This window comes from Salinisphaera sp. G21_0 (genome assembly GCF_017744115.1).
GTDB lineage: Bacteria > Pseudomonadota > Gammaproteobacteria > Pseudomonadales > Endozoicomonadaceae > Endozoicomonas.
Genome location: NZ_JAGHQW010000023.1, coordinates 56,429 through 80,623, shown reverse-complemented (window position 1 = coordinate 80,623; position 24,195 = coordinate 56,429). Strand labels below are relative to the sequence as shown.

The 24,195-nt window shown below is 47.5% G+C and carries 16 protein-coding genes and 2 pseudogenes; 10 read left to right on the top strand and 8 right to left on the bottom strand.

Going from position 1 to position 24,195, the window contains the following annotated elements:
- The first annotated feature begins 152 nt into the window (after positions 1 to 152).
- Positions 153 to 1,562 (top strand): OprD family outer membrane porin, encoded by a 1,410-nt coding sequence (locus J7439_RS12465; protein WP_209202119.1) that lies wholly within the window; start codon positions 153 to 155, stop codon positions 1,560 to 1,562.
- A 47-nt stretch (positions 1,563 to 1,609) separates the two neighbouring features.
- On the opposite strand, the gene ushA is transcribed toward J7439_RS12465, so the two are convergent.
- From ushA to J7439_RS12450, 3 genes are all read right to left on the bottom strand, one after another.
- Complete coding sequence (gene ushA / locus J7439_RS12460) at positions 1,610 to 3,238, bottom strand: bifunctional UDP-sugar hydrolase/5'-nucleotidase UshA (protein ID WP_209202118.1); 1,629 nt, start codon at positions 3,236 to 3,238, stop codon at positions 1,610 to 1,612.
- A 415-nt stretch (positions 3,239 to 3,653) separates the two neighbouring features.
- Positions 3,654 to 4,883 (bottom strand): phosphoglycerate dehydrogenase, encoded by a 1,230-nt coding sequence (serA, locus tag J7439_RS12455; protein ID WP_163369341.1) that lies wholly within the window; start codon positions 4,881 to 4,883, stop codon positions 3,654 to 3,656.
- 315 nt (positions 4,884 to 5,198) lie between these two features.
- Positions 5,199 to 5,459 (bottom strand): DUF4404 family protein, encoded by a 261-nt coding sequence (locus J7439_RS12450; protein ID WP_101747242.1) that lies wholly within the window; start codon positions 5,457 to 5,459, stop codon positions 5,199 to 5,201.
- Positions 5,460 to 5,696: 237 nt separating this feature from the next.
- Between J7439_RS12450 and J7439_RS12445 the strand changes: the two genes are divergently transcribed.
- Positions 5,697 to 6,359, top strand: coding sequence for a fumarylacetoacetate hydrolase family protein (locus J7439_RS12445; RefSeq protein WP_209202117.1), 663 nt, complete (start codon positions 5,697 to 5,699; stop codon positions 6,357 to 6,359).
- Between the two features lie 95 nt (positions 6,360 to 6,454).
- Here J7439_RS12445 and J7439_RS12440 read toward each other — a convergent pair whose 3' ends face one another.
- Positions 6,455 to 6,859 (bottom strand): acyl-CoA thioesterase, encoded by a 405-nt coding sequence (locus tag J7439_RS12440; RefSeq protein WP_209202116.1) that lies wholly within the window; start codon positions 6,857 to 6,859, stop codon positions 6,455 to 6,457.
- A 273-nt stretch (positions 6,860 to 7,132) separates the two neighbouring features.
- Between J7439_RS12440 and J7439_RS12435 the strand changes: the two genes are divergently transcribed.
- The 5 genes and pseudogenes from J7439_RS12435 (at position 7,133) to J7439_RS12420 (ending at position 11,388) form a co-directional block, all read left to right on the top strand.
- The gene (locus J7439_RS12435; RefSeq protein WP_209202115.1) at positions 7,133 to 9,085 is read left to right on the top strand and encodes a hypothetical protein; all 1,953 of its coding nucleotides are present in this window, start codon (positions 7,133 to 7,135) and stop codon (positions 9,083 to 9,085) included.
- Between the two features lie 59 nt (positions 9,086 to 9,144).
- Positions 9,145 to 9,579: a host attachment protein gene (locus tag J7439_RS12430; RefSeq protein ID WP_209202114.1), complete on the top strand. Its 435-nt coding sequence runs from the start codon at positions 9,145 to 9,147 to the stop codon at positions 9,577 to 9,579.
- A 272-nt stretch (positions 9,580 to 9,851) separates the two neighbouring features.
- A pseudogene (eutB, locus tag J7439_RS12425) lies at positions 9,852 to 10,234 on the top strand (ethanolamine ammonia-lyase subunit EutB); the annotation flags it as partial.
- Positions 10,211 to 10,552, top strand: coding sequence for a BMC domain-containing protein (locus J7439_RS26500; protein WP_353623056.1), 342 nt, complete (start codon positions 10,211 to 10,213; stop codon positions 10,550 to 10,552). The pseudogene eutB and the gene J7439_RS26500, both read left to right, overlap by 24 nt.
- A 35-nt stretch (positions 10,553 to 10,587) precedes the next feature.
- Positions 10,588 to 11,388, top strand: a complete 801-nt coding sequence (locus tag J7439_RS12420; RefSeq protein ID WP_209202113.1) for a helical backbone metal receptor — start codon at positions 10,588 to 10,590, stop codon at positions 11,386 to 11,388.
- Here the strand turns inward: J7439_RS12420 and J7439_RS12415 are convergent.
- Both J7439_RS12415 and eutH read right to left on the bottom strand, forming a co-directional pair.
- Complete coding sequence (locus J7439_RS12415; protein ID WP_209202112.1) at positions 11,372 to 12,880, bottom strand: tyrosine-protein phosphatase; 1,509 nt, start codon at positions 12,878 to 12,880, stop codon at positions 11,372 to 11,374. The two genes, J7439_RS12420 and J7439_RS12415, sit on opposite strands and share 17 nt — an antisense overlap.
- Before the next feature lie 177 nt (positions 12,881 to 13,057).
- Positions 13,058 to 13,459 (bottom strand): annotated as a pseudogene (gene eutH, locus J7439_RS12410) (ethanolamine utilization protein EutH); the annotation flags it as partial.
- A 467-nt stretch (positions 13,460 to 13,926) separates the two neighbouring features.
- Between eutH and J7439_RS12405 the strand changes: the two are divergent.
- The gene (locus J7439_RS12405) at positions 13,927 to 16,413 is read left to right on the top strand and encodes a WD40 repeat domain-containing protein (RefSeq protein WP_209202110.1); all 2,487 of its coding nucleotides are present in this window, start codon (positions 13,927 to 13,929) and stop codon (positions 16,411 to 16,413) included.
- Positions 16,414 to 16,824: 411 nt separating this feature from the next.
- On the opposite strand, the gene J7439_RS26495 is transcribed toward J7439_RS12405, so the two are convergent.
- Positions 16,825 to 16,947 carry a hypothetical protein gene (locus J7439_RS26495; protein ID WP_286198319.1) on the bottom strand — a complete coding sequence of 41 codons (123 nt, stop codon included), beginning with the start codon at positions 16,945 to 16,947 and terminating at the stop codon, positions 16,825 to 16,827.
- 121 nt (positions 16,948 to 17,068) lie between these two features.
- Between J7439_RS26495 and J7439_RS12400 the strand changes: the two genes are divergently transcribed.
- Both J7439_RS12400 and J7439_RS12395 read left to right on the top strand, forming a co-directional pair.
- A complete protein-coding gene (locus J7439_RS12400) occupies positions 17,069 to 18,952 on the top strand; it encodes a WD40 repeat domain-containing protein (protein WP_209202109.1) in 1,884 nt (627 codons plus the stop codon).
- A gap of 636 nt (positions 18,953 to 19,588) precedes the next feature.
- Positions 19,589 to 21,835, top strand: coding sequence for a WD40 repeat domain-containing protein (locus tag J7439_RS12395; RefSeq protein ID WP_209202108.1), 2,247 nt, complete (start codon positions 19,589 to 19,591; stop codon positions 21,833 to 21,835).
- A gap of 161 nt (positions 21,836 to 21,996) precedes the next feature.
- Here J7439_RS12395 and J7439_RS12390 read toward each other — a convergent pair whose 3' ends face one another.
- Positions 21,997 to 24,186 (bottom strand): immunoglobulin-like domain-containing protein, encoded by a 2,190-nt coding sequence (locus J7439_RS12390; RefSeq protein ID WP_209202107.1) that lies wholly within the window; start codon positions 24,184 to 24,186, stop codon positions 21,997 to 21,999.
- Positions 24,187 to 24,195 lie beyond the last annotated feature (9 nt).

Below are 24,195 nucleotides of genomic sequence, written 5' to 3'. Positions count from 1 at the left end.
AAGGATAGCTTGATCATCATATCCTCGGTAGATTCTATTTATTTTTCCACATCTGCTCACATCCGGTAGTTCCTCTCTACTTTGTTTTTCATCTTCTATACTTCCACAGTGTTAAATCCTCCAATCCCAGCCACTATCAACAGGATTGAGTTGTGCCAGCATTTAAACGAGCACTGTTGTGCTTTGCTGTTGCTGCCAGTTGGGCCAGCACTACAACAGCCCTTGCGAATTCTTCTTTTGATTCCTTCATCGACGACACCACCATGGATGGCAGGCTGCGAACGGTTTACTACGACGTTGACAATAAAGAAAAAGAAAAGAATAAAACCTCCGGTGCCTGGACAGGCGCATTATGGTTACACCTGAAATCCGGTTATCTGGCCGATTTTCTTGCTATTGGTGGTACTTTTTATGGTGTTACCAAACTGCATATGGATGAAAACAACAGCCACGCCTATCAGCTGTTGATTGATGAAAAGAAAGCCAATGGAAAAATGGATGGTCAAGGCTATGGTAAGCTCGGTCAGGCCTGGGTCGACCTGAAATTACCAAACTCCATTGATCATATCTCTGGCCATATTCAGGTCGGACGACAGCTGGTGTATACCGGTTTAATCTCCAGTTCCGGCTCCCGTTCAGCACAAAGTACCTGGCGCGGATATAAACTGGAGGGGCAGCTCTACGACTTTGACCTTGGTCTGGCCTTTGTTGATCAGATGTCTCTGCGGAACCAGGCCGGCTTTCATGATTTAACCAACTTCAGTGGCAAACAGATTGACCGTATCATCGGAGGCGAACTCGCTTATACGTTTCATCTTGCTGATGACCGTAAACTGAGGCTGAAATACAGGAATGCCTTCGCCAAAGATTATCTGTACGGTCACAATGGTGAAGTGAAATTCGAAACCCCCATTGCAGGAGACAGGGTTCTCACTCTGGGCGGTAAATACTACAAAACCAAAAAAGATGGTGACTTATGGGAAGGTAACGCCTGGTATTACCCGGCCTTTGACGATGAAGCTACAGCATGCAACCTGTTCGCGGCCCTGGATCTGGACTCATGGCATTTTGAAGCTGGTGTCAGCCATGTCAAAGCCGAAACATCTCAGGAAAAAGAAGGCAAGAATCCGGATGGCTCACCTAACGGCTATGTCCGCCCCGGTAAATATTACTATGACTACGGTAAAAACACTCACGGTATCTGGGATTTAAACACCGGCGGCTTTGCCGAAGACATGATATACGACGGTGAAACTGTCTGGATGATTGGTGCTTCCTATGACTTTTCCACGTTGGGTGTGCAGGGTCTGGAGTTGGGCTACTCACTCCATTACGGCTCTGGAATGGAAGTCAAGGATAAAGCAACAGGTGCAAAGAAAAGTACGTCTGAATACGAGAACGATTTCCACATTGTTTATAAGTTTCCCCAGCCACAACTTAAAGGCATGAAATTCAAGCTAAAATACGGTATCTATCGAAACGATGAAGATTTGAGGAAAGCGATTAACAAGCAGGAGAACGACCTGCGTGTGTGGTTGGATTACAACTTCACACTGTTCTGATTAAGAAAAATTGCTGGTTCCCGGTATGGGAACCAGAATCATGTTGATTATTTCCGCACAATCTTCCCTTTTGGCAGATACTCACTTCTCTTTAGAGGTGAGTATCTCTTAACGTAATCACTCAACACGACAGCGTCTGTATAACCGGTATTAACAAACGTTGGGTTCTCATCCACCACCGGCCAGTTATCACCCCCGCTGGCAGAAAAGGCATTAATTGCCATGCGATATTTTCTGTTTTTATCCACAGGCTTTCCGCCAATGTCCAGAGACATTAATTTATCTCCGGCCATGGTCAGCCTGACGTTGGCAAAATGCACCATGCCACCACTGATGGGTTGAATAGCGGCAACGTCTTCAATGTAGTTCCGCAGCTCACGGCCTGTCATTTCCAGATAGCACACCATATTGCCAAAAGGCTGAATCTTGAGAAGGTCTTTTTCGGTAATCTTACCTGCTTTCAAGCCAGTGCGAATACCACCACCGTTCATTACAGCCAGATCGGCTTTGGTTTTTTCCATCTGTGCCCGGGCAATCAGATTGCCTATGGCCGCTGGGCCTGAGCGAACTTTTTCCCGCGAACCATCCAAAGACTGATCGATGGCACCGACAACCCGATTCATCAGTTCACTCGCTTTATCCTGATAAGGCTTTAATGCCTTCAGCACTGCCGGATCTTCTGGAATCTCAGGCTCTATAGTGATCAGCTCTTTCTTACCATTGATGATTTTCTCTTTCTTGAGATTCACCGGAATCAGGCGATAATTCACCATTTTCAGCAAGCCATGGCTGTGTCCTCTGCCATTGTCCAGATATTGATAGATAAAATCAGCCCGGCCAACATATTTCCCCCACTCCCAAGCTTGTAGTACATAGGTGCTGTTTTTAATATCAGGCCGGAGTAGTTTAGTTTGTGAATGGCCACCGACAATGATATCGACACCATCCACTTCTTTCGCCAGGCTTACATCACCCGGAGCATTGGGTCCATGTTTGGCGTTTGGATAATGCCCCATGTGGGTGAGCGCAATAACAATATCAGCCTTGTCATCCCGAATCAGTTTTGGTACCCAGACTTTTCCTGTATCTACGGCATCATCAAAACGAAGATCTTTAATGTTTTCCTTGAGCGCCTGTGATTCTGTGTCTTCTGTAGTTAAGCCAAGAATGGCGACCCGCACACCTTCCAGCTCTTTCATTACCCAGGGCTTAAACACCAGTTTGCCGGTATCTTTGTAAAAGATGTTGGCTGACAGGAAAGGGAAGTCTGCCCACTTTTCCTGTTTCAGCAAAACAGGCAGCGGGTTATCAAACTCATGGTTACCCACGGTCATGGCATCATAACCAATAAGGTTCATCCCGATAAAATCAGGTTCAGCTTGCTGAATATCGGACTCGGGCACACCTGTATTTATATCGCCTGCAGACAATACCAGAGACTTGCCGCCTTCAGCTTCTACTTCTGCACGAATACGATCAATCAATGTTTTGCGGGCCGCCATGCCTACTTCACCATCACGGTTTCTCCAGAATTTTCCGTGGTTATCATTGGTGTGAATGATCGTGAAATTAAGCGTTTTCAGTGCAGGTTCTCTGTATTGCTCGGTATCGGTAGCACAACCGCTGAGCAATAGCAGGATGGGGAATGACAATAACAACCAGCGTGGGTACAACATATGGATTCTCCTTTAAGGAAATCACGGGAATCATACGCACACCTGATTAATTACTGAACGACGTTGTTTAGACGTTTTTTTAATAATAAAGAGCACTGAGGTTCGGCTAAAAATCCAGTACACGGTTTCAATGCAATTGATGGGTTCCATCTATCATTGACCTCCAGTTCGTCCTGAGCGGAGTTGAAGGACGTAAACTCTATACCCTCAATAAAGACTGTGCCAATCACCCTTCGACTCCGCTCAGGGTGAACGGAGATTGTACTCATCAAACTCATTGAAATGATGTGCTGGATGATTATCGTCCAAAAACTCTACACCCCAGACAGAGCAAAGAGTAGAGCATTAAGAATAAGTTCTGTTTTGACCCCCTCGTTACCGCTCTTCGTGGGAACGAGGTGCCAGTATATGTATATCAGTAAAGAACGCGGCAGCGGATGGTGCCTTCAATCTTTTTTATCTTCTGCATGGCCATATCGCTGTGTTCAGCATCAACATCGATAACAACGTAACCAACGGACTCATTGGTCTGCAGGTACTGACCGCTGATGTTGATACGGTTTTCAGACAGTATCTGGTTGATCTGGCCCAGAATACCGGGAATATTCTGGTGGATATGCAGCAGGCGGTGCTTGCCGGGGTGAGCAGGCAGGGCGACTTCCGGGAAGTTGACCGACGACAATGTAGTACCAATATCGCTGTACATCACGAACTTCTCGGCAACCTCCCGGCCAATATTTTCCTGTGCTTCCTGGGTACTGCCGCCAATATGGGGGGTCAGGATAACATTCTTCATGCCACGCAGGGGGCTGATGAATTCATCATCGTTACCCCGTGGCTCTTCCGGGAATACGTCAATGGCTGCACCCAGCAGCTTACCGTTCTTCAGGTACTCGGCCAGCGCTTCAATAACCACCACAGAACCACGGGAGGCATTGATCAGAATGCTGTTGTCCTTCATGGCGGCAAACTGTGCTTCTCCGAACATCCACTGGGTATCCCGGGTTTCGGGAACATGCAGACTGACAATGTCACACATGCCAAGCAGGGTGTTCAGATCACTGATCTGGGTCGCATTGCCCATGGAAAGCCGGGTCACTACGTCATAGAAATAGACTTCCATGCCCAGGGACTCTGCCATGATGCTGAGCTGGCTGCCGATATTTCCGTAGCCGATAATACCCAGCTTTTTGCCGCGGATTTCATGGGAGTTCGCTGCTGTTTTCTGCCAGCCTCCCTGGTGTGCCATGGCATTCTTTTCCGGGATTCCGCGCAGTAGCAGGATGGCTTCAGCCAGCACCAGCTCAGCCACTGAGCGGGTGTTGGAATAAGGTGCGTTGAAAACAGGTATCCCCCGTCGTGTAGCTGCGGGCAGTTCTACCTGGTTGGTGCCAATACAGAAACAGCCAACAGCACAGAGTTTTTTTGCCGCCGCAAAAATCTCATCGGTCAGCTGGGTCCGGGACCGGATGCCCACAAAGCGGGCATCAGCGATACGTTCCTTAAGTTCCTCAGGAGGCAGGGAGGTGGTGACATAGTCGATATTGGTATAGCCCGATGCTTTAAGAATCTCGACAGCAGACGGGTGGACACCTTCCAACAGGAGAAAACGAATCTTGCTCTTATCCAGCGATATTTCGGGCATATCAGTCTCTTTATCGGTTAGCTCATGGCGGACTGGCTCAAGGCTGTTTTTGGCTCAGGGCTGTTTTACATAGAAGCACTATTTTTATTGTGCAGGCGGACAACAGCAGTAGTGCTTCCAATTCATGGCTGTTATTGATCCACCCATCGTTTTCATGGCGCATTACCGGTTGCGTCCGGCTGCATCAGGCGGCACATCATAGCATAGGCTGTGCGGGATAGTACCTGCTAAAAGGCGGTGGGTCGTTACAGCAGGGAGATCGGCCTCACATCAGTGAAACCGATCTGGTGTTAAGCTGTATCATAGTGACCGTATTTAAATACCCATACTGGAGAGGGTAAACATTAATTGCCGGATCGCCTGTGTCAGGGCCGGGTGGTCTTCACTGAAACGAATGGCCTCCTGCTCCAGCTGATCGTTGTAGCCCTGAATGGGAATCTCTCCTTCTGCCTGGGCAACGGCAATGTTAATCTCTTCGGTTATCTGTTTTAAGGCTCCTGCTGTGCATTCATCGACGGGTGAGTTTTCAAGAATATCATGAAGGCTCTGGATATTGAGTTGCAGCTCTTCTGACATACTATGCTCCTTCCACTGTGCGGCCAGTCTTTATGATACTACTACAGTGTATGTGAAAGTGAGATGCTTTATCTGTGACCTGAGCCGTGGGACAATAGCCTCCCCGGGGAATGACAGGCAAACACTGTCTGGTACTCCGACAAAGCTTCTGGCTCAGTTGAATAATAAATATCCGTATGATGTTGGCGCGTATTGTGCGTTCCATTGTTCATCACCGGCGTTAATAAGGGATGCGCTATGAAGTACAGGCACCGCTGGATCAGTGGCGACCGTATTGACCTTCCTGTTGGGAAGGTGGTTTGTGTAGGACGGAATTATGCGGCACATGTTCAGGAACTGAATAATCCCCTGCCGGATGACCCGGTCCTGTTTATTAAACCCTGTACGGCCATGGTTAACCTTGAGCAGCCCGTGAAATTACCCCGTAATCGTGGGGCGGTCCATCACGAGGCAGAAGTGAGCCTGCTGATCAGGGAGCCTCTGACCGATGCCAGTGAGCATGAGGCTAACCAGGCGATCATGGCGATTGGTCTGGGACTGGATTTGACACTGCGAGATTTGCAGGAACGGCAAAAGTCAAAAGGGCTGCCCTGGGAAGTTGCCAAAGCCTTTGATAACAGCTGCCCGTTATCCGGGTTTGTGGCTGTCGAGCATATTAAAGATCCTGCCAATCTCGGGTTTTCTCTGTCGGTTAATGGAGAGCCAAGGCAGAAAGGGACAACGGCACATATGTTGACCTCCATTCCCGGGCTGTTGAGCTATATCAGCAGGCATTTCACATTGCTTCCGGGAGATATCGTGCTGACCGGTACGCCGGAAGGTGTCGGGTCTCTGCAATCGGGGGATGAATTAGAATTGTCCCTGAATGGGATTTTTTCAACCCGGACGCGATGTCTCTGAAGAGGCGTGTGACGAGCCATTCATTAGCTAACTGCAAGTTTTGTTGCGGATGAGACTGAGAGGATCAGAGGCTCCTGATCCTCTTCAATATTGGACTAGAAGTTCCTGACCCGTTGGGTTCGTCCACCCCGATCAATGGCAACAAACACCATGGTTGTTTCTGTCAGTTTCTCCCAGCCATGGTGGTTTTCTATCCAGCCTTCGACAATTACCTTAATCGAGGTTTTGCCGATTTCTGTTACCCGGGTAAAGAACCCGATCAGGTCACCGGCCTGAACTGGCCTGAGAAAGCTCATACTGCCAATACTGACCGTGACCACCCTGGCACCGTTGGAGGCCTTGCGGGCACAGACCTCCCCAGCCTGATCCAGGTGCATGGCTACCCAGCCAGCAAATACATCACCACTGCTATTGACGGAACGATGATCCGCCAGAACTTTCAAGGTCATTTCCCCTTGAGGAGTAGGGACGCTGTCGAGATTTTCATGTCTGGCACTCATGGAAGGCTCCAAACTATTTTTATTGTTTTGCTCAGCTAATCTGATTTTGCGGGTATTCTATCTTTTTTACTATCTATTTCATATTAAAAGTCTTTTTGGCTGTCCGATGGAGAAAAGGGCTCATAGTTGCTGAGCAATTTTATGCTGGACTCTGATAGCCTACTGATTGAGTATCGATTTTCTTACAATTGATTGAAAATAGATTTACATGAGACCCTTATTTGAATGTCCGGCATCCAGTAAAATTTTTAGTGAAGGGGCCGGGAGGCTGCTATGAAAATTGAAGGAAATGATAATGGCTTGTTACCATATGATGATGGTCGTCCCAGCCGGGAGAGCCACAGCAAAAGTGTCAACGATAAACGTTTTTCAGGTATGTCCGTTTCAGAAAGTAATGAGGTAGTTAACTATCTTTCTGAGGCAGAAAGATTAAATGATAACCATGAGGGATATTTATCGGTTCGATCAAGTCAGTTGCGTGTTTCAATAGCTTCTAATGACTCCGGTTATATTTCGAATGCTGGAGCAAATGACGATGAAACGTTGTATGAAAATAAAGGGCTGAATCTGAATAAGGCTGGCATTTCTGTCACGGAACGTATTGAGTCCTTTAAAGAAAGGGCTGGCCAGAAAAAAATAACAGAATTGAAAAATTCTCCCATCCACGAAAATGATTACGAAGTTTCAGTGGCCGAGCTGGTTGATAAATTTGAAAAATGTCATTTTTCTCCTGAAGTCGACCAGGAAAAATCTTGCTCAGAAGATAAAGTTAAGGTTCCAGCCAAATCTCCTTTTGATAGAAGCCGGTTGACACGTAAAGCGATACGAAAGAGAAAAAATCATAAGATCCTTTTACTCTCAACCAAATTCAGTCAGGCATTTTGCTCTGAACCGATAAGTCCAGAGAAAAAAATTCAACACCAGTTAACACAAATATTTTCCTTCAGAGCTGCCCTGAGTGATCGGGTAACAAGATTTCATGAAGTTGAGCCCTATCAAAATGGTGTCCTGGACCCCGGCTTTGTCATGAGGGCTATCACGGATACACAGTCTTTTATCAGGCTGTCTGAACCGTACAATTTGATTAGAGACGTGAATATGGATCTGGAGCAGGTTCCGGATGTTATGAAACTGGTTCTGGGGGAAGATAGATTTTCAACCCTGAGAGGGGAGGCCTTGCGAGATGCCGTTTGGCCTGTTGTTGTAGAAAACTTCTGGAAATTTCTTGATGAGTGTGGCTCCCTGGAAAGCACGGTAAAATGTATGCCTGAGTTTCAGAAGCGTGAGCACTATTTTCCATTAGTATATACCAAGGCTGTCGCTAAATTTAATCTGGCATTCGGGATTACTGAAAAGAGGTTTCAAAAGTATTACCTGAAAAGCACGCTTACCGAAAACGAAAAGGGTGAAGTCCTTCAGCTTGTTAAAATGGCTGAACAGATACAGAGTAAGTTCTCAGAGTTTTATTATCATTATAAACAGCTTCCTGATAGCTCTGTTAAGGTCATTTTGAAAACAATGTTCAGTGATGTTCTGGTGGATGATAGTGATACTAAAAGCAGGAAAATAATAAGAATGCACCAGGGCATTTTAAAATTGCTAACAATAGCAGATCCTTCCTTTCAGCTTGACCCTGAGCAGTTATCACGTGTCAGAGTCAACTTTGGTCAATGGGATTTGGATTTTTCAGTGGAAAAGGCATTTTCAGAACTTCGCTCAGGCATTAAGGAAAAGGACCCATTGATATTCTATCGAGATTTGGCCAGTCAGATTGTTAATAATGTTAAGGACAAAGAAGGGTTTCCCGAATCCTGTGAACAGGCTGTATTGCCTTCGGATACCATAATAACGTCAGATTCCCAGCGGGAAAAACTGAGAAATTTCTATATACAGTTTTTGATTGACTTGTATGATCAGATAGATCCAATTCTGGGAACCCTGGCTAATGATGAACTTAAGACAATTCATCAAACAACCTTTGACTGTATCTGGCGTGGAATTGAGCATGACTTATTACCGTCTTTAACCTCAAAAGACAGCAGTCGTTTTCTCAGGCTTAAGTCAAAAAAGCAAAAGCTCAAAGAAGAGCGGCAAAAAATGCTGGAAGTGGCGAAAACAGAGTTTTCCGGAGTTGCTCATTTCATGGCAGTTAAAATTGCCTACATGCTGAAAAGCAAAATCTATCCAGATAAAGTCTTCTCAACGGTAAAAACAGGCAATTCCTGAACCATTGGACTATCTTTGAACAGTTATCGTACTTAGCGAGCCATTTAGAGGTGCATATCATGGCATCATCCTGGGTACTGGTTGCTGATAACAGCCAAGCCAAGGTCTATCGTTTTGACCGACACAAGAAAGAGCTTGATCTGGTTGATCATATTGATCATGAAGAAGGCAGATGGAAACGGCATGAGTTCGTGACGGCAGGCCCCGGCCATTCAGTCACTTCATCCGCTGGCGGTAGTGTCCGTAGTCTGGGTACGGATAACTCGCCCAAAGAGCATGAGTCTGTCAACTTTGCCCATATGCTGGCCAGGTCTATCAATCATGCCCATGATCAGCACCAGTTTGAGACCCTGCGTATTTGTGCTCCCCCAAAACTACTGGGTGAAATACTGCCTGTGGTCGATAAACATGTGCCGTTGGGAGATCACATCAATAAAGATCTGGTGCACGAGAGCCCGGAGCAGTTACTTGAGCGCCTTACTGAGCTTCATTAAAATCGGTCATCAGCAGACACATTCAGAGTTTTTCCTTTCATCATTTGATCTGGATCATGTTTTTGTCGTTTATTGAGGCTATTTTGTCCATCGGAATTTGATCCTGATCATTTATCTCCCCTGTCCGCAAAAAACAGCCATCCGCACCCTGATTTTATTGATGTACGTCACTTTTTAATGATGGGTGCTCGCTGACGCATATCAAGCCGGTCTCGTGCTCGTTTGGGTAGCCTTGTTGCGCTAACTCATTCAAACCGAGGCACAGGCTCCTCATGCTTCTTAAAACCAAACTGTTTGGAAAGGTCTACAGCTTTTCCAGCATTAAAGAAGTACTCGCCAAGGCCAACGAAAAACGTTCTGGCGACGTACTGGCGGGCATAGCCGCCGAATCAATCACTGAAATGGTGGCGGCTAAGGATGTTCTGTCCCGTATGCTGCTGTCTGATCTCCGTAATAATCCGGTCGTACCTTACGAGGTGGACGAAGTCACCCGGATTATTCAGGACGATGTTAACGAGCGTATCTACAGCGAAATCAAGAACTGGAGCGTTGGTGAACTGCGCGAATGGCTGCTGTCCCACAAGCCCAGAGTGCTGAGATCCGTCGTATCAGTCGTGGTCTGACGTCTGAAATGATCGCTGCGGTTGCCAATATCCATGACGAACTGCTGGCAGGACTGAGTGGCTCGAACGACATCAGTCAGGTAAATTCCGTGGGCGTTATTGAGTTCTTCAGTGTTGCGTCTGCAGTGATCGCTGCCGATGCTGCGGCCAAGGCAGCCGACGTTAAAATGATTGAAGTACGTCTGGCCATGGCCATTGGCGGTAAGTCATTTATCGTGATGACCGGTGAACTTTCTGCGGTTAATGCGGCAGTTGATGCTGGCGTGATGGCTGCCAGGGATGCCGGTATGCTGATTGGCAAGACCGTGATACCGTCACCCACCAAAGAGTTTTTCCAGAAGCTGCTTTAAACCGGAGTTTCACTTGAAACATTGAGGCCTCAAAAATGTCCCGCCAGTTTATTGATCAGATGCAGTATTCAGTAGACGTTAGTGACAAGCCAGTGAGAATTATCTCTCTGGTGCCATCCCTGACAGAGCTGTTGTTTGATCTTGGCCTGGAAGACCGGATTGTTGGAGTAACCCGCTACTGTGTTCATCCCGGGCGGGCACGCAAGGAAAAAACGATTGTCGGCGGTCCCAAGACATTGGATTTTGCGGCGATAGATGCCTTGCAGCCGGATTTGATCCTCGGTAACAAGGAAGAGAACTACCGGGAGGGCATTGAGCGGCTGCAACAGCAATACCCAACCTGGGTCTGTGATATCCACAACCTGGATGATGCCCTGGCCATGATCACTTCCGTTGGTCAGCTGACCAACAAAGAACACAATGCCGACGAAATCGTCAAAGACATCAGGCGCAAAATGGCACGACTGGCTTCTGGAAAGACACTGCGTGTGGCTTATTTTATCTGGAGGAAGCCCTATCGCGTTGCTGCCGGTAATACGTTTATCAATGAGATGCTGAAGCTTTGCGGGATGGAAAATGTCTTTGCTGATCTGGAGCGTTACCCGGAGATCACCATCGACCAGCTAAAAGCAGCCGGGCCAGATATGCTGCTCCTGTCTTCAGAGCCCTATCCATTTAAAGACCGGCATTGTCAGGAATTTGCCGAGTTGGGTGTGACTGCCAGTACCCGGCTGGTGGATGGTGAGATGTTCTGCTGGACCGGCAGCCATTTGCGCCTGGCTGCTGATTACTTCATGGCCCTGAACGAAGAACTTAGTACTAAATCTGGGGAGTAATGTTCTCTCCCCTGTCTCGCTTTTCCTGCCATGTATGAACGGTATCCATGATAAATTTGATCTGATCCTCTGCTTGAACAAAGGCGGGTCCCCGGTCTTTTCTGCCTTGTTGAATAGTCTTGAATACTGCTTGATCCAGTTCCTTCTTATTTTGATATTTTCCGGAGAGTATGTCCCGGTAGATTTCATTTAGCACAATAAGCGTTCCGGTTCTGCCAACGCCTGCCATGCAATGCACCATTGTTTTGCCTGAATACTCTTTCCCGACCTGATGAGTGCGCAGTGCTTCTATAAACTTGAGCAGAGAGTCTTGACCGTTTGTTTCATTGGGTACTCCGTGATCCGGCCAGCCAGTATAATGATATCTTCGCATAATGCGGGTTTCGCCAGTAAGGGGATCAGTCACCTCATATTTTATTTTTGAATACCCTGCTTTTTGTTGTTTTGAATGGCATCTCACTTTTATCCCATTATCAAAGACGATTTCTTTGTCGATTTTGCCGCCGTCTTTGTCCTTGATTTTGCCATTGACCTTGTCGTCGTCTTGGATTTTTTCTCCGGTTGGGTAATACGAAGCAATAGGTCCTCCTTTTCTTGTCTCGAGCCTGTCTTTTTCTCTGGTCAGATCACAAATTACACTGCACTCCGAGTCAAGGGCTGCTCGCCAGATATCGCCTCCAGAAATTTTTGCTTTAGTTTGAGGTGCCTGAATGGCGACATACTTGGCATTGGTCAACTCGATATTGTTGGCGGGAATATGATTGCCATCAATTTTCAAGGCTGTTTTTTTCGGCAAAGGTACATGTCCTACTGTCTTATCGCTAAAGCCAAATCTACTCCATCGTCCATTGGTAATATGTTTACCTTTTATGGCCGCCAAACTCTCATCACGCATTTGCAAATGTGCGCCTATATAATTTTCCTTGTTAATTAATTCAGTAACTTTTTCTGATAAAGGTGAAGTTGTTTTATCCTGAGGCAAAGCTACATCATCGTAAAGGGATTCCGTACTGCCATAAACACTGTTGTATCCACTATCGAGACTGGTGGTTGACCCCCAGCCAGAATGCAATGTACTGGATGAACTTCTTCGATTTCTAACGCTATCAAGACTGGATGTTGCATCCTCGCCCGGCGGCTGAGTACTATTGCTATCATCGACGTGATCCAAAAGGAGGTGAACATCTTTCGGGTCGACGAAGACTACATCAGGCGGTGATACGTTTTTATAGGCCTCAATGAGCCTTTTTGCTAATGCTGGTGAGACTGTTCGATCCTTTAAACCCAGGGTTTCTACCGCTAAATCAGAACCATCCACAGGTTTTTCCTTATTGGCTTCAGAATTGACCCTTGGCTTTATAGAAGTAAACTTAATTTCCTTACCATTGCTTTTGGCCACCAATACATATTTTTCAGAATTTTCAATTGATGCTAACTTATTGATTTGATTGATTTGTGAGGGGGTAAGCGAACCTAATCCGTTGCTGCTCATAAGAATCTTCCGTGATCTTTCAATGATCTGAAAATTATAGCATCGTGCTGGTTAGTAATTTTGACTGGCAAATGAACAGGGCCTCATGGAGACCCTGTTATTGATGAATAAATGTCACATCAAAGGGCATTTTTAAAGATCTTTTCAACTTCTGCCTGAGTTCTCTGCCTGGGGTTCGATCATGGCAGAGATCATGTCGCTGTTCACGGCAGCGGTGTAACCCAGGGTGAAAGAGGCACTGACAAGGAAGGCAACGTTAATGATTTTACCGCGGTTGTCCATATCTTTCATGATGTTGAACATGGCGATACTGTCTGCCAGGGTCGCTACCAGACCAGCGGCAGCGGTTTCGCCCATGCCCATGGAACGACCAACGGCCATCAGCGGTTTGTTGAACCGGGTGGTAATAAAGTGCACCAGAGGGAAAGCTCCCGCCAGAACCATGGCAATGTGACCAACGGTGGCAACACCATCAGAGAATGGTGCCATACCCGGAATAACGACAAAACCGGTCAGTGCTTCAATCACTGCGGCAGCCAGGGCGGCAGTGATCAGAATAACCACACCCTTACCGAAGACTTCAACACTGCGATTGTTTTTGATTCAGAAATAGCTCCCGGAAGCTGGAGAAAGCAGGTTATTTCCAGGCGGCGTATCAGTGTGCGAAGGCTATCAGTGGCGGGACGGCATACTTATGACCTGACGCAAGTCAGTCTCACTCAATTAATTGACGTTAATCAATAAAATTGAGCGGTATAAAAATCACGGCTGATATCAACAGAAAGCGTCTGTGTTACTTCTCCGGGCAATGAAAGTGCCACATTGTCAATGTGCAATGCCTGACAGTAGTCGTCATTTTTCCAATGGCCTTATGACCCTGAACTGAAAAAAATCCATCAGGGCAGGAACTTTTGTCGAATTAACTGATCTATAACCCAGATGCTGGATGGTCAGACAAGTAACAGAGGGTGGCTAAACCACCATAGAGTACTACTAATCCATTGCCGCATACATTCAATCCTTGTGTCGATATGACCGGAGTTACCATGCAACCAATAGCGTCAGGCAGTGCAGCCACAAGCAGAATAGAAACCGATGAACGGCAGTTATCTGATGATCTGAAGCCACAGCATAAATCGGTGGCGGCATACAACAAACAAATCTCAGAAATCCCGGAACTGGAGCTGGTCGAATCACTGGGGCAGCTGAAACTGGATCCACCACCCGACGCAACGCTAACCACCGCCATTGATGAGCGCAGCATCGGGCTGAATATTTCCACGATGACGCAATCAGACGCTGGTTTGGACGGTGCATTGCAACAGCATGACCAACGGAATACACCGTACAATAATAGTAGTCTTACCGAACCTGAATCAGCAGATAAGGCCACGGTGCCAGCGGGTGCTGTTCCAGCAAATAGTGTTAATGCACTTGCCTCACTCAGCAGGCCATCAACGGACGTCTCAGGCACCGAATCTCCACCGGACGATTCAGACACCGAATCATCAACGGACGATTCAGACACCGAATCCGCCTCCCAAAAAGCATCGACAGCAGTGGTTTCCGGCGCTACTGCAAATAGCGATACGCCAGTTCCTGTTAATGAGTCACAGGGTGCGGCCCTTATTAACAGTCAATCGGGCGAAATGGAAACAAAGAAGGCTGATATTTTCCAGTGCCAGACCAATTATCTGGAACTCAAACAGGTGATTAGCTTCGGTCATTATGTCTGTGCAGCCACGTTTAGCCCTTCGACTAAGCATCTGGTTATCGATGGTGAAGACAGTGAGGACGATCGTATTCTGGGCATCTGGCAACAAACTGCGGATGGCAACTGGTCGCAGAACGGGAAGTTCAGGGAGCATAACTTTCGTTTCGAATTCAACCGGTCGGAAAATACATTACTGCGTACCAGCTCCGATGGCAAAGTCACGGTGAGTAAGCTGAACAGCAATGGCTTTTGGGAGGGGGCGGTGGTACTTGAGCACAGCCCCTGCCTTAGAGGCGAAGACAATGTGCGGGTGATCGCAGGCTTTAGCCCCCGGCAGGACAAGATTATGACTTACGATTATTGGGCCGGCAAAATCAAGGTACTGCCGGTGGATAGCAACGGTCAGTGGACTCCGCTAACCCAGACTCAAGAGATCAGTCACCGTCGGCACTGGGGGCCACAGCAGCAGCCCTTCAAAGCCACAGACCATAATTTACTGACTTACCGGGGTTCAACAGCGACCATCTGGGCATTTAATGATGACAGTAACTGCATGGAGGTGCAAAAGATCATTGAGTTCAGTAAGTGGATTTGGAGTGCCCAAATGAGTGATGATGAGCAGTATGCTGTGCTCTTCGGTGTGGACCAGGCCATCTTTCTGGGTTGTGATGGCGATGGCGAATGGTCGCAAATCGGGGAGGTTTGTCATCCTGAAAGTTATTCAAAGGCCATTAACAAACATATCAAAGGCTATATTCACAAAGCATCCTTCAATGCCTCCAGACAATATGCACTGAGTATTGATTCAAATCATATAGCGATTATCTCTGGTTATGACGAAAACGGTTCCTGGGAAGTAAAAACTGAAATTCAGGATTGTTCAGATGTCCGATTCAGTGCCTCCGGGCGCAAATTACTGGCCCAACTCCACAAACCTCTGTCTTGCAACAAGACTGATGACCCGCTGGATCAAGGTCAGACCCCTGATGAGCACAGCAACAACTGTTACGAGAGCTTCATAAGACGGACCTATAAAAGCTTTAAACTCTGGGACTGCAGCAGTAATGGTGGTCGGCTGGATAAAGTTCAAACCTGTGAGCACAGCGGCAGTAAAACAGTCATCTTCAGCCCGTCAGAGAATTTTCTTCTGAGCTATGGTGTTGAATCAAATTTTGCCTGTATTTGGGGGTATGACGAGGAAGGTAATCTGGTTGAGAAAGCAAAGGCATTTCACCGGGGGGGGATCCACTATGCGGCCTTCAACGCTCAGGGGGACAGTGTGCTGACCAGGGGTAATGACCAAGTGGTAAAAATTCATGGCCTGGACAGCCAGGGTGAATGGCAGGAGCAGTTGGTGGTTAAACATCAAAGAGATATTCGCGATGGCTTTTTTTCCGATTCAGGGCACCTTGCCTATACCGTTGGCCTGGGCGGAACCGCGTGTATCCTGGGACGCGACAACAATGACCAGTGGATGAAACAGGCGATGACAAACCTGGCTGATGGCTACTCCATTGAAGGTGCCCAGTTTAATGGATTGGATAACCATTTTCTGATCTATGGCAAAAAAATAGACAAAAAAGACAAACACCAGCCAGGCCTTGTGCAACTATGGGGTCTGGATAGTGATGATAAATGGGTAGAAAAAGAGCAGATAAAACTGGATTACCCCGTGAAAAAGGCCGAATTTAGTCCTGATAACGATCATTTATTGATCAGTTGTAACGATGATCGACGGGGATATTTTCGTTCAAAAAATGGTACGGTGTTACTCTGGAAAATTCCTTCCAGCCCGGGGGAGGAAACAGCTCACACTTGAGGTGTTATTGAAGTGGACGTTTCGTTGCGAGCACGCAACTAAACGTCCACAGGCCCTGGGAATGAGGGCTGAATATTTTCCTTTTTTGCAAAGAGGTAACGGCAAATAAATTTTTATCTTGTTGTTATTCAAATCGTCCATGCTGATCTCTGTTTTGACATCCTCCCACAGCTAAAGCAGTGGGATTCCTTCTGCAAGACGGCGATGCCCCGCCGCAGTGAATCCCTTACCTATTTAACGGGATTCACCTTATTCGACAATCTGTTCTACCTTTCGGATTGTCTGGAGGACACGAACAGAAAGCGGAAGGTTTTTACTTTTCCTGCCGGAATGCGTTATCGCTGAAAAAGTCCGACGTGTGAAAAATAGTACAAAGGGCTTGCTTTGCAAGCCGAGCGATCCTTCCCAGCACTAGAAGTACTGGGCTTGACGCTCTGCACTTGCCTCACTCAGCAGGCCATCAACGGACGTCTCAGGCACCGAATCTCCACCGGACGATTCAGACACCGAATCATCAACGGACGATTCAGACACCGAATCCGCCTCCCAAAAAGCATCGACAGCAGTGGTTTCCGGCGCTACTGCAAATAGCGATACGCCAGTTCCTGTTAATGAGTCACAGGGTGCGGCCCTTATTAACAGTCAATCGGGCGAAATGGAAACAAAGAAGGCTGATATTTTCCAGTGCCAGACCAATTATCTGGAACTCAAACAGGTGATTAGCTTCGGTCATTATGTCTGTGCAGCCACGTTTAGCCCTTCGACTAAGCATCTGGTTATCGATGGTGAAGACAGTGAGGACGATCGTATTCTGGGCATCTGGCAACAAACTGCGGATGGCAACTGGTCGCAGAACGGGAAGTTCAGGGAGCATAACTTTCGTTTCGAATTCAACCGGTCGGAAAATACATTACTGCGTACCAGCTCCGATGGCAAAGTCACGGTGAGTAAGCTGAACAGCAATGGCTTTTGGGAGGGGGCGGTGGTACTTGAGCACAGCCCCTGCCTTAGAGGCGAAGACAATGTGCGGGTGATCGCAGGCTTTAGCCCCCGGCAGGACAAGATTATGACTTACGATTATTGGGCCGGCAAAATCAAGGTACTGCCGGTGGATAGCAACGGTCAGTGGACTCCGCTAACCCAGACTCAAGAGATCAGTCACCGTCGGCACTGGGGGCCACAGCAGCAGCCCTTCAAAGCCACAGACCATAATTTACTGACTTACCGGGGTTCAACAGCGACCATCTGGGCATTTAATGATGACAGTAACTGCATGGAGGTGCAAAAGATCATTGAGTTCAGTAAGTGGATTTGGAGTGCCCAAATGAGTGATGATGAGCAGTATGCTGTGCTCTTCGGTGTGGACCAGGCCATCTTTCTGGGTTGTGATGGCGATGGCGAATGGTCGCAAATCGGGGAGGTTTGTCATCCTGAAAGTTATTCAAAGGCCATTAACAAACATATCAAAGGCTATATTCACAAAGCATCCTTCAATGCCTCCAGACAATATGCACTGAGTATTGATTCAAATCATATAGCGATTATCTCTGGTTATGACGAAAACGGTTCCTGGGAAGTAAAAACTGAAATTCAGGATTGTTCAGATGTCCGATTCAGTGCCTCCGGGCGCAAATTACTGGCCCAACTCCACAAACCTCTGTCTTGCAACAAGACTGATGACCCGCTGGATCAAGGTCAGACCCCTGATGAGCACAGCAACAACTGTTACGAGAGCTTCATAAGACGGACCTATAAAAGCTTTAAACTCTGGGACTGCAGCAGTAATGGTGGTCGGCTGGATAAAGTTCAAACCTGTGAGCACAGCGGCAGTAAAACAGTCATCTTCAGCCCGTCAGAGAATTTTCTTCTGAGCTATGGTGTTGAATCAAATTTTGCCTGTATTTGGGGGTATGACGAGGAAGGTAATCTGGTTGAGAAAGCAAAGGCATTTCACCGGGGGGGGATCCACTATGCGGCCTTCAACGCTCAGGGGGACAGTGTGCTGACCAGGGGTAATGACCAAGTGGTAAAAATTCATGGCCTGGACAGCCAGGGTGAATGGCAGGAGCAGTTGGTGGTTAAACATCAAAGAGATATTCGCGATGGCTTTTTTTCCGATTCAGGGCACCTTGCCTATACCGTTGGCCTGGGCGGAACCGCGTGTATCCTGGGACGCGACAACAATGACCAGTGGATGAAACAGGCGATGACAAACCTGGCTGATGGCTACTCCATTGAAGGTGCCCAGTTTAATGGATTGGATAACCATTTTCTGATCTATGGCAAAAAAATAGACAAAAAAGACAAACACCAGCCAGGCCTTGTGCAACTATGGGGTCTGGATAGTGATGATAAATGGGTAGAAAAAGAGCAGATAAAACTGGATTACCCCGTGAAAAAGGCCGAATTTAGTCCTGATAACGATCATTTATTGATCAGTTGTAACGATGATCGACGGGGATATTTTCGTTCAAAAAATGGTACGGTGTTACTCTGGAAAATTCCTTCCAGCCCGGGGGAGGAAACAGCTCACACTTGAGGTGTTATTGAAGTGGACGTTTCGTTGCGAGCACGCAACTAAACGTCCACAGGCCCTGGGAATGAGGGCTGAATATTTTCCTTTTTTGCAAAGAGGTAACGGCAAATAAATTTTTATCTTGTTGTTATTCAAATCGTCCATGCTGATCTCTGTTTTGACATCCTCCCACAGCTAAAGCAGTGGGATTCCTTCTGCAAGACGGCGATGCCCCGCCGCAGTGAATCCCTTACCTATTTAACGGGATTCACCTTATTCGACAATCTGTTCTACCTTTCGGATTGTCTGGAGGACACGAACAGAAAGCGGAAGGTTTTTACTTTTCCTGCCGGAATGCGTTATCGCTGAAAAAGTCCGACGTGTGAAAAATAGTACAAAGGGCTTGCTTTGCAAGCCGAGCGATCCTTCCCAGCACTAGAAGTACTGGGCTTGACGCTCTTTCCGGTCATTTTTTCAGTGGCTTAATAACTCTGGACCAAAAAATACCTCAGTGAGAGGAACTTTTGCCAAATTGACTGATCTAATGATCAGTTACTGAATGGTTCGACCAGCAATGGTGGACGATTTACACAACCACAGGATGCTACCGGTTTATGGCGGTGTTAATTCAATCCCTGTGTCAATATAACCGGAGTTATCATGGGGCCAATAGCTCGACAATGTCTGGACACTTGTTTTGCGGCAAGTTCTAAAGCCTTGAAAAGTCAGCAAGCACGAAATCAGGTGATTTCATTTGGTCGCGTACTTAGCAGGGCAGCAACAAGCAAAATCGAAGCCGGTGAACGGCAGATATTCAATAATCTGAAACCCTTGTGTGAATCAGTGGCTGCCTATAACAAATATGCATCAAAAGTCTCTGGACCGGAGCAAATCAAATCCCTGGAACGGTTGAAACGGAATGCTCCACCCGAGTTGTCGATCATCACTGCTATCGGTCAGCGTAAGCTGGAAATTATCGGGCTTAAGATTTCCATGATGCCATCGTCAGACGCTGGAGTGGGAGACGCATCACAACAGCATGTACAGCTCAATAGCACCGCAGCTGTTAATGATGCGCAGTTACAGGATATTGCGCTGAATAACAGGCAAGCGGACAATATTGATTCAGCGAAGGTTGACATTTTCCAATGTCAGGAAAATTATCTGGAACCTCAACTGGTGGCTTGCTTCGATCACCATATTATCAATGTCAGCTTTAGCCAAATGGGTAAGAACCTGCTTATCCATGGTTGTAATGGCGCGGGCGATTTTATTCTGAAGATCTGGCGACAAGACGCGGATGGCAACTGGTTGCAGCAAGGGGAAATAGGAAACTCTGATTCGGTCTATCGTTGCGAACTCAACAGATCTGAAAATACGCTCCTGAGTTGCAGCTACGATGGCAATGTCAAGGTATGTACGCTGAACAGCGATGGCCGTTGGGAGGAGGCGGTGGTGCTTGCGCTTACCCCCTATGATGAAGAATATCCAAGGATAGAAGCAGACTTCAGCCTTGGGCAGAACAAAATTATGTCCTACGACCCACAGAACGGCAAAATCAACGTATTGCGCCAGGATGGCAACGGACGGTGGATCCCGCTAACCCAGACTAAAGAGATCCTTTACAGTAAGCAAACCGGGCCGCAGCAACCGGCTTTACAAGCCACAAACGATTATTTATTGACTTACCTGGGCTCAAAAGTGACCATCTGGGTCTGTAATGATGAGACCAACTGCCTTGAGGAGAAAAAGGTCTTTGAGTGCGGCGGGAACATTGCCAGTGCCCAGCTGAGTGATGATGAGCAACACGCTGTGATCTTCACCTGGGGTAATCAGACCATCTTTCTGGGTTGTGATGACGATGGGAATTGGTCACAGATCGGGAGAATCTGTCATCCTGCGACGATCATAACCGACGACAACCAACATATTAACAACCTGGTTTGCAAAGCCTTGTTCAATGCCACTGGGCACTATGCGCTGACCAAAGATATAGACAACACAGTTATAGTTTCTGGCTACAATGCTAATGGTGTCTGGGAAGGAAAAGCAGAAATTCGTTGTTGTTCAGATGCCAAATTCAGCCCATCCGGGGGTAAAATACTGGCCCGTTTTGAAAGCGGTGGCTCTTTTAAACTCCTGGACTGCAAAACTCCTGATGATCGCCTGGATAAAGGTCAGACCTTTGTGCATCATGCCAGTTATGAAGCCCTCTTCAGCCCCTCAGAGAATCTCCTTCTGAGCTATGGCTATAAATCGAATTTCGCCTGCATTTGGGGGGATGACGAGGAAGGTAACCTGGTTGAGAATGCAAGGGTATATCACCTGGCGGGGATTGACTATGCTGCCTTCAACGCTCAGGAGGACAGTGTGCTGACCCGCGGTAGTGATTGGACCGTGAAAATTCATGGCCTCAACAGTCAGGGCAAATGGCAGGAAGAGTTGGAGTTTAAACATCTGCTGGATATTCGTGAAGCCCGGTTTTCTTCTTCAGGGCGCTTTGCCTATACCTTTAGCCGGGACACCACCGCTTCCATTCTGGGGCGCGATGACAATGGCAAGTGGACGACACTGGCCGTAACAAAACCTGGTGCCTATGCCATCCATGGAGCCCATTTTAATGAACTGGAAAACCATTTTGTGACCTATGGCAACAAAAAAAACCGGAAAGACACAGACCAGTCAGGCCTTGTGCAACTCTGGGGCATCGGTGATGATGGCACATGGGTAGAAAAAGATAAGATAAAAACGGCTTATCCCGTTCAAAAGGCCAAATTTAGCCCCGATAGTGAACATCTGGTAATTCACTGCAACGATGATCGAGAAGGGCCTCTCCTTTCAAAAGCTGGTATTGCGTTACTCTGGAAAATTCCTGCCAGCCCTGTGCATGAAATGGCTAACACTTGAGGTGTTGCAAAATGGTTAGGGATAGGGCCTGAATAATTTCCTTTGTTTTGCCCCGGAGCGACAGGAGAAATGCTTTTTGCTTTTCTCCGTGCCTCTCCTGGTGGTTTAAAGCATAACCTGAGTTAATTACACCTCTGGATTTACTTACTGCTGATTAACCGTTACAGCCTGATCCAGGCATCCTGCCAGTACTGGCTGCTGGCTGGCGCATAGGCTGGATTTGAACACCAGGCGGTGTAAGGCCATGGCTTACACTCGTACAGGGCATGATCACTGCCAACAACAATATCGCCCGCTGCATAGCTGGCGTTGGCATCATACAGTGGATACTCACCCGGAGGTGGTGTTACGCCGCCGTCTACTTTAACCGTAAAGCCTGCCTCGTAGCTTGCCGTTTCACCATCTGCAGTGGTTCCGTTTACGTTCAGGGTATAACGGCCCGCTTCCGCATTACTGATGATCATGGTCAGATTACTGTTTTCGGTTACGGAAAGGCTGGTATTACTGACCACACTTCCGTTTGAGTCCGTGATAACTGCATTCAGGTTCATAGCTTCATTCACGGTAATCTGCAGCGACAGGCTTACCTGACCATCGACCGCTGTATATTCAGTAGTGACACCGGAAACCGTGATTTCAGCGTCAGCATCAGGCTGACTGCCACCACAAGAACTGTCAGAGACTTTTTGCCATACGCCCCACTCTCCGGTGGTACCGGGCTCTTCACCCTGGGTCCACCAGCCTGACTGCCACAGAGCCCCGTTATGAGAGACCTCATCCCCTTTCAAATAGATGGTGCCAGCATCCCAGGGATTGGCGCAGCTGGTGCCGTCCGATACGGTGACTTTCCGCTCAGCGGAAACTGTCTGGCCCGCACTGTCGGTTACGGAATAGTTCAAGGTATAAACGTCAACGACAGATGTATTGACAGAACCAGATATCCGGATTGTGGTTGTCAGATCACCGTCTTCTGCATCCATAGCCGTAACCCCTGCCATTTCATCAAACGGAGTATTTAGCGGGATGATCGTATTATCAACACCGGAGAAAACCGGCTTCAGGCTGAACACTTCCACAGAACGGACGGCAGACGTTGTATGACCATCACTGTCCGTTACACTATAAGTGAGGGCATAGGTGCCAATCTCACGGGTATCTACGTAACCATCGATGTGAATTTTGCCAGTCAGGTCGCCATCTTCATTATCAATGGCATTGACGCCGACCATGGCATCAAAGTCAGAGCCATGGAGAACACGGACATTCTGAACGCCTTTCAAGACCGGCTTGCCGTCAACCGGTGGAGGCGTTGGAGAGTTGCTGTGGATAAACGGGCCATAGTCTTTAACAAACTGCTCGTTGTAGGCGTTACCGGAGGCATCGGTGCCCATATCCCAGTTTATTGACCAGGTCATCACACCGCGCAGGCCCTGACCCTGTGACTCAAGGCGTTTGAAAGCGTTGTATAGATCCTGAGGGTCTTTGACAAAACCGGTAGCTGCCGCATCATTACTGGATGGGATACCGAAAACCAACCTGGAATGTGGAATCTGATGAAAACCACGGGTGCCGTTTACCAGTGAGTCCGCCATGTAATAAATAAACTCTTCTTTCAAGGCATCGTTGTTCTGGGCAATCCAGCCAATCCCATCAATCCATATACCATCGCCACCCTGATTATAAAACTGCGGGTTGATCCAGTCGTAGTAACCTTCCAGGTTATCGATGTAGGGAACGTACTTACCACTGTCAACAAGGTAAGGAAACTCCGGAGCCATGGTAATCAGGAAGTTTTTACCCTGCGCCTTGTAATGATCTTTTACAATACGAAGCGCTGCTGGAATTACCGTCTGGTTATCTGCTGCGGTAACGGCGGCCTGTTCCAGATCGATATCCAGACCATCAAAGCCGTAGTAGTCGGTCAGTCGGATAATCTCATCCGCAAAAGGCTGCTCATCACCGGCCCGCAGTTCAATGTGCGCATCAGCACCACCGAGGGCGATCAACACAGAACGGCCCTGATTATTCAGTTCAGCAATCTGATCAATAAACTGCTGCTCAGTAAGACCAATGGCCGGGTCCAGATGGAACGTCGGAATACGACCTGCAGCTGTGTCGTACACTTTCATAAACGAGACGTTGACCACATTGTACATTGGGTCAACCTGGTCCAGTTTCACACAGGGAGCGTTCCCGCCCTGATAGCCGGAGCCATTGCACCAGTTGTGCCAGTAGCCCACCACAACGCCACTGTCCGGATTAACCATGGCCGAACCGTTAGCCTGTGCAGTCACAACTATTCCCGCCAGTACCGCAGAAGTAGCCAGTTGTAATAATTTACGCTTAAACAAATTTCTGTT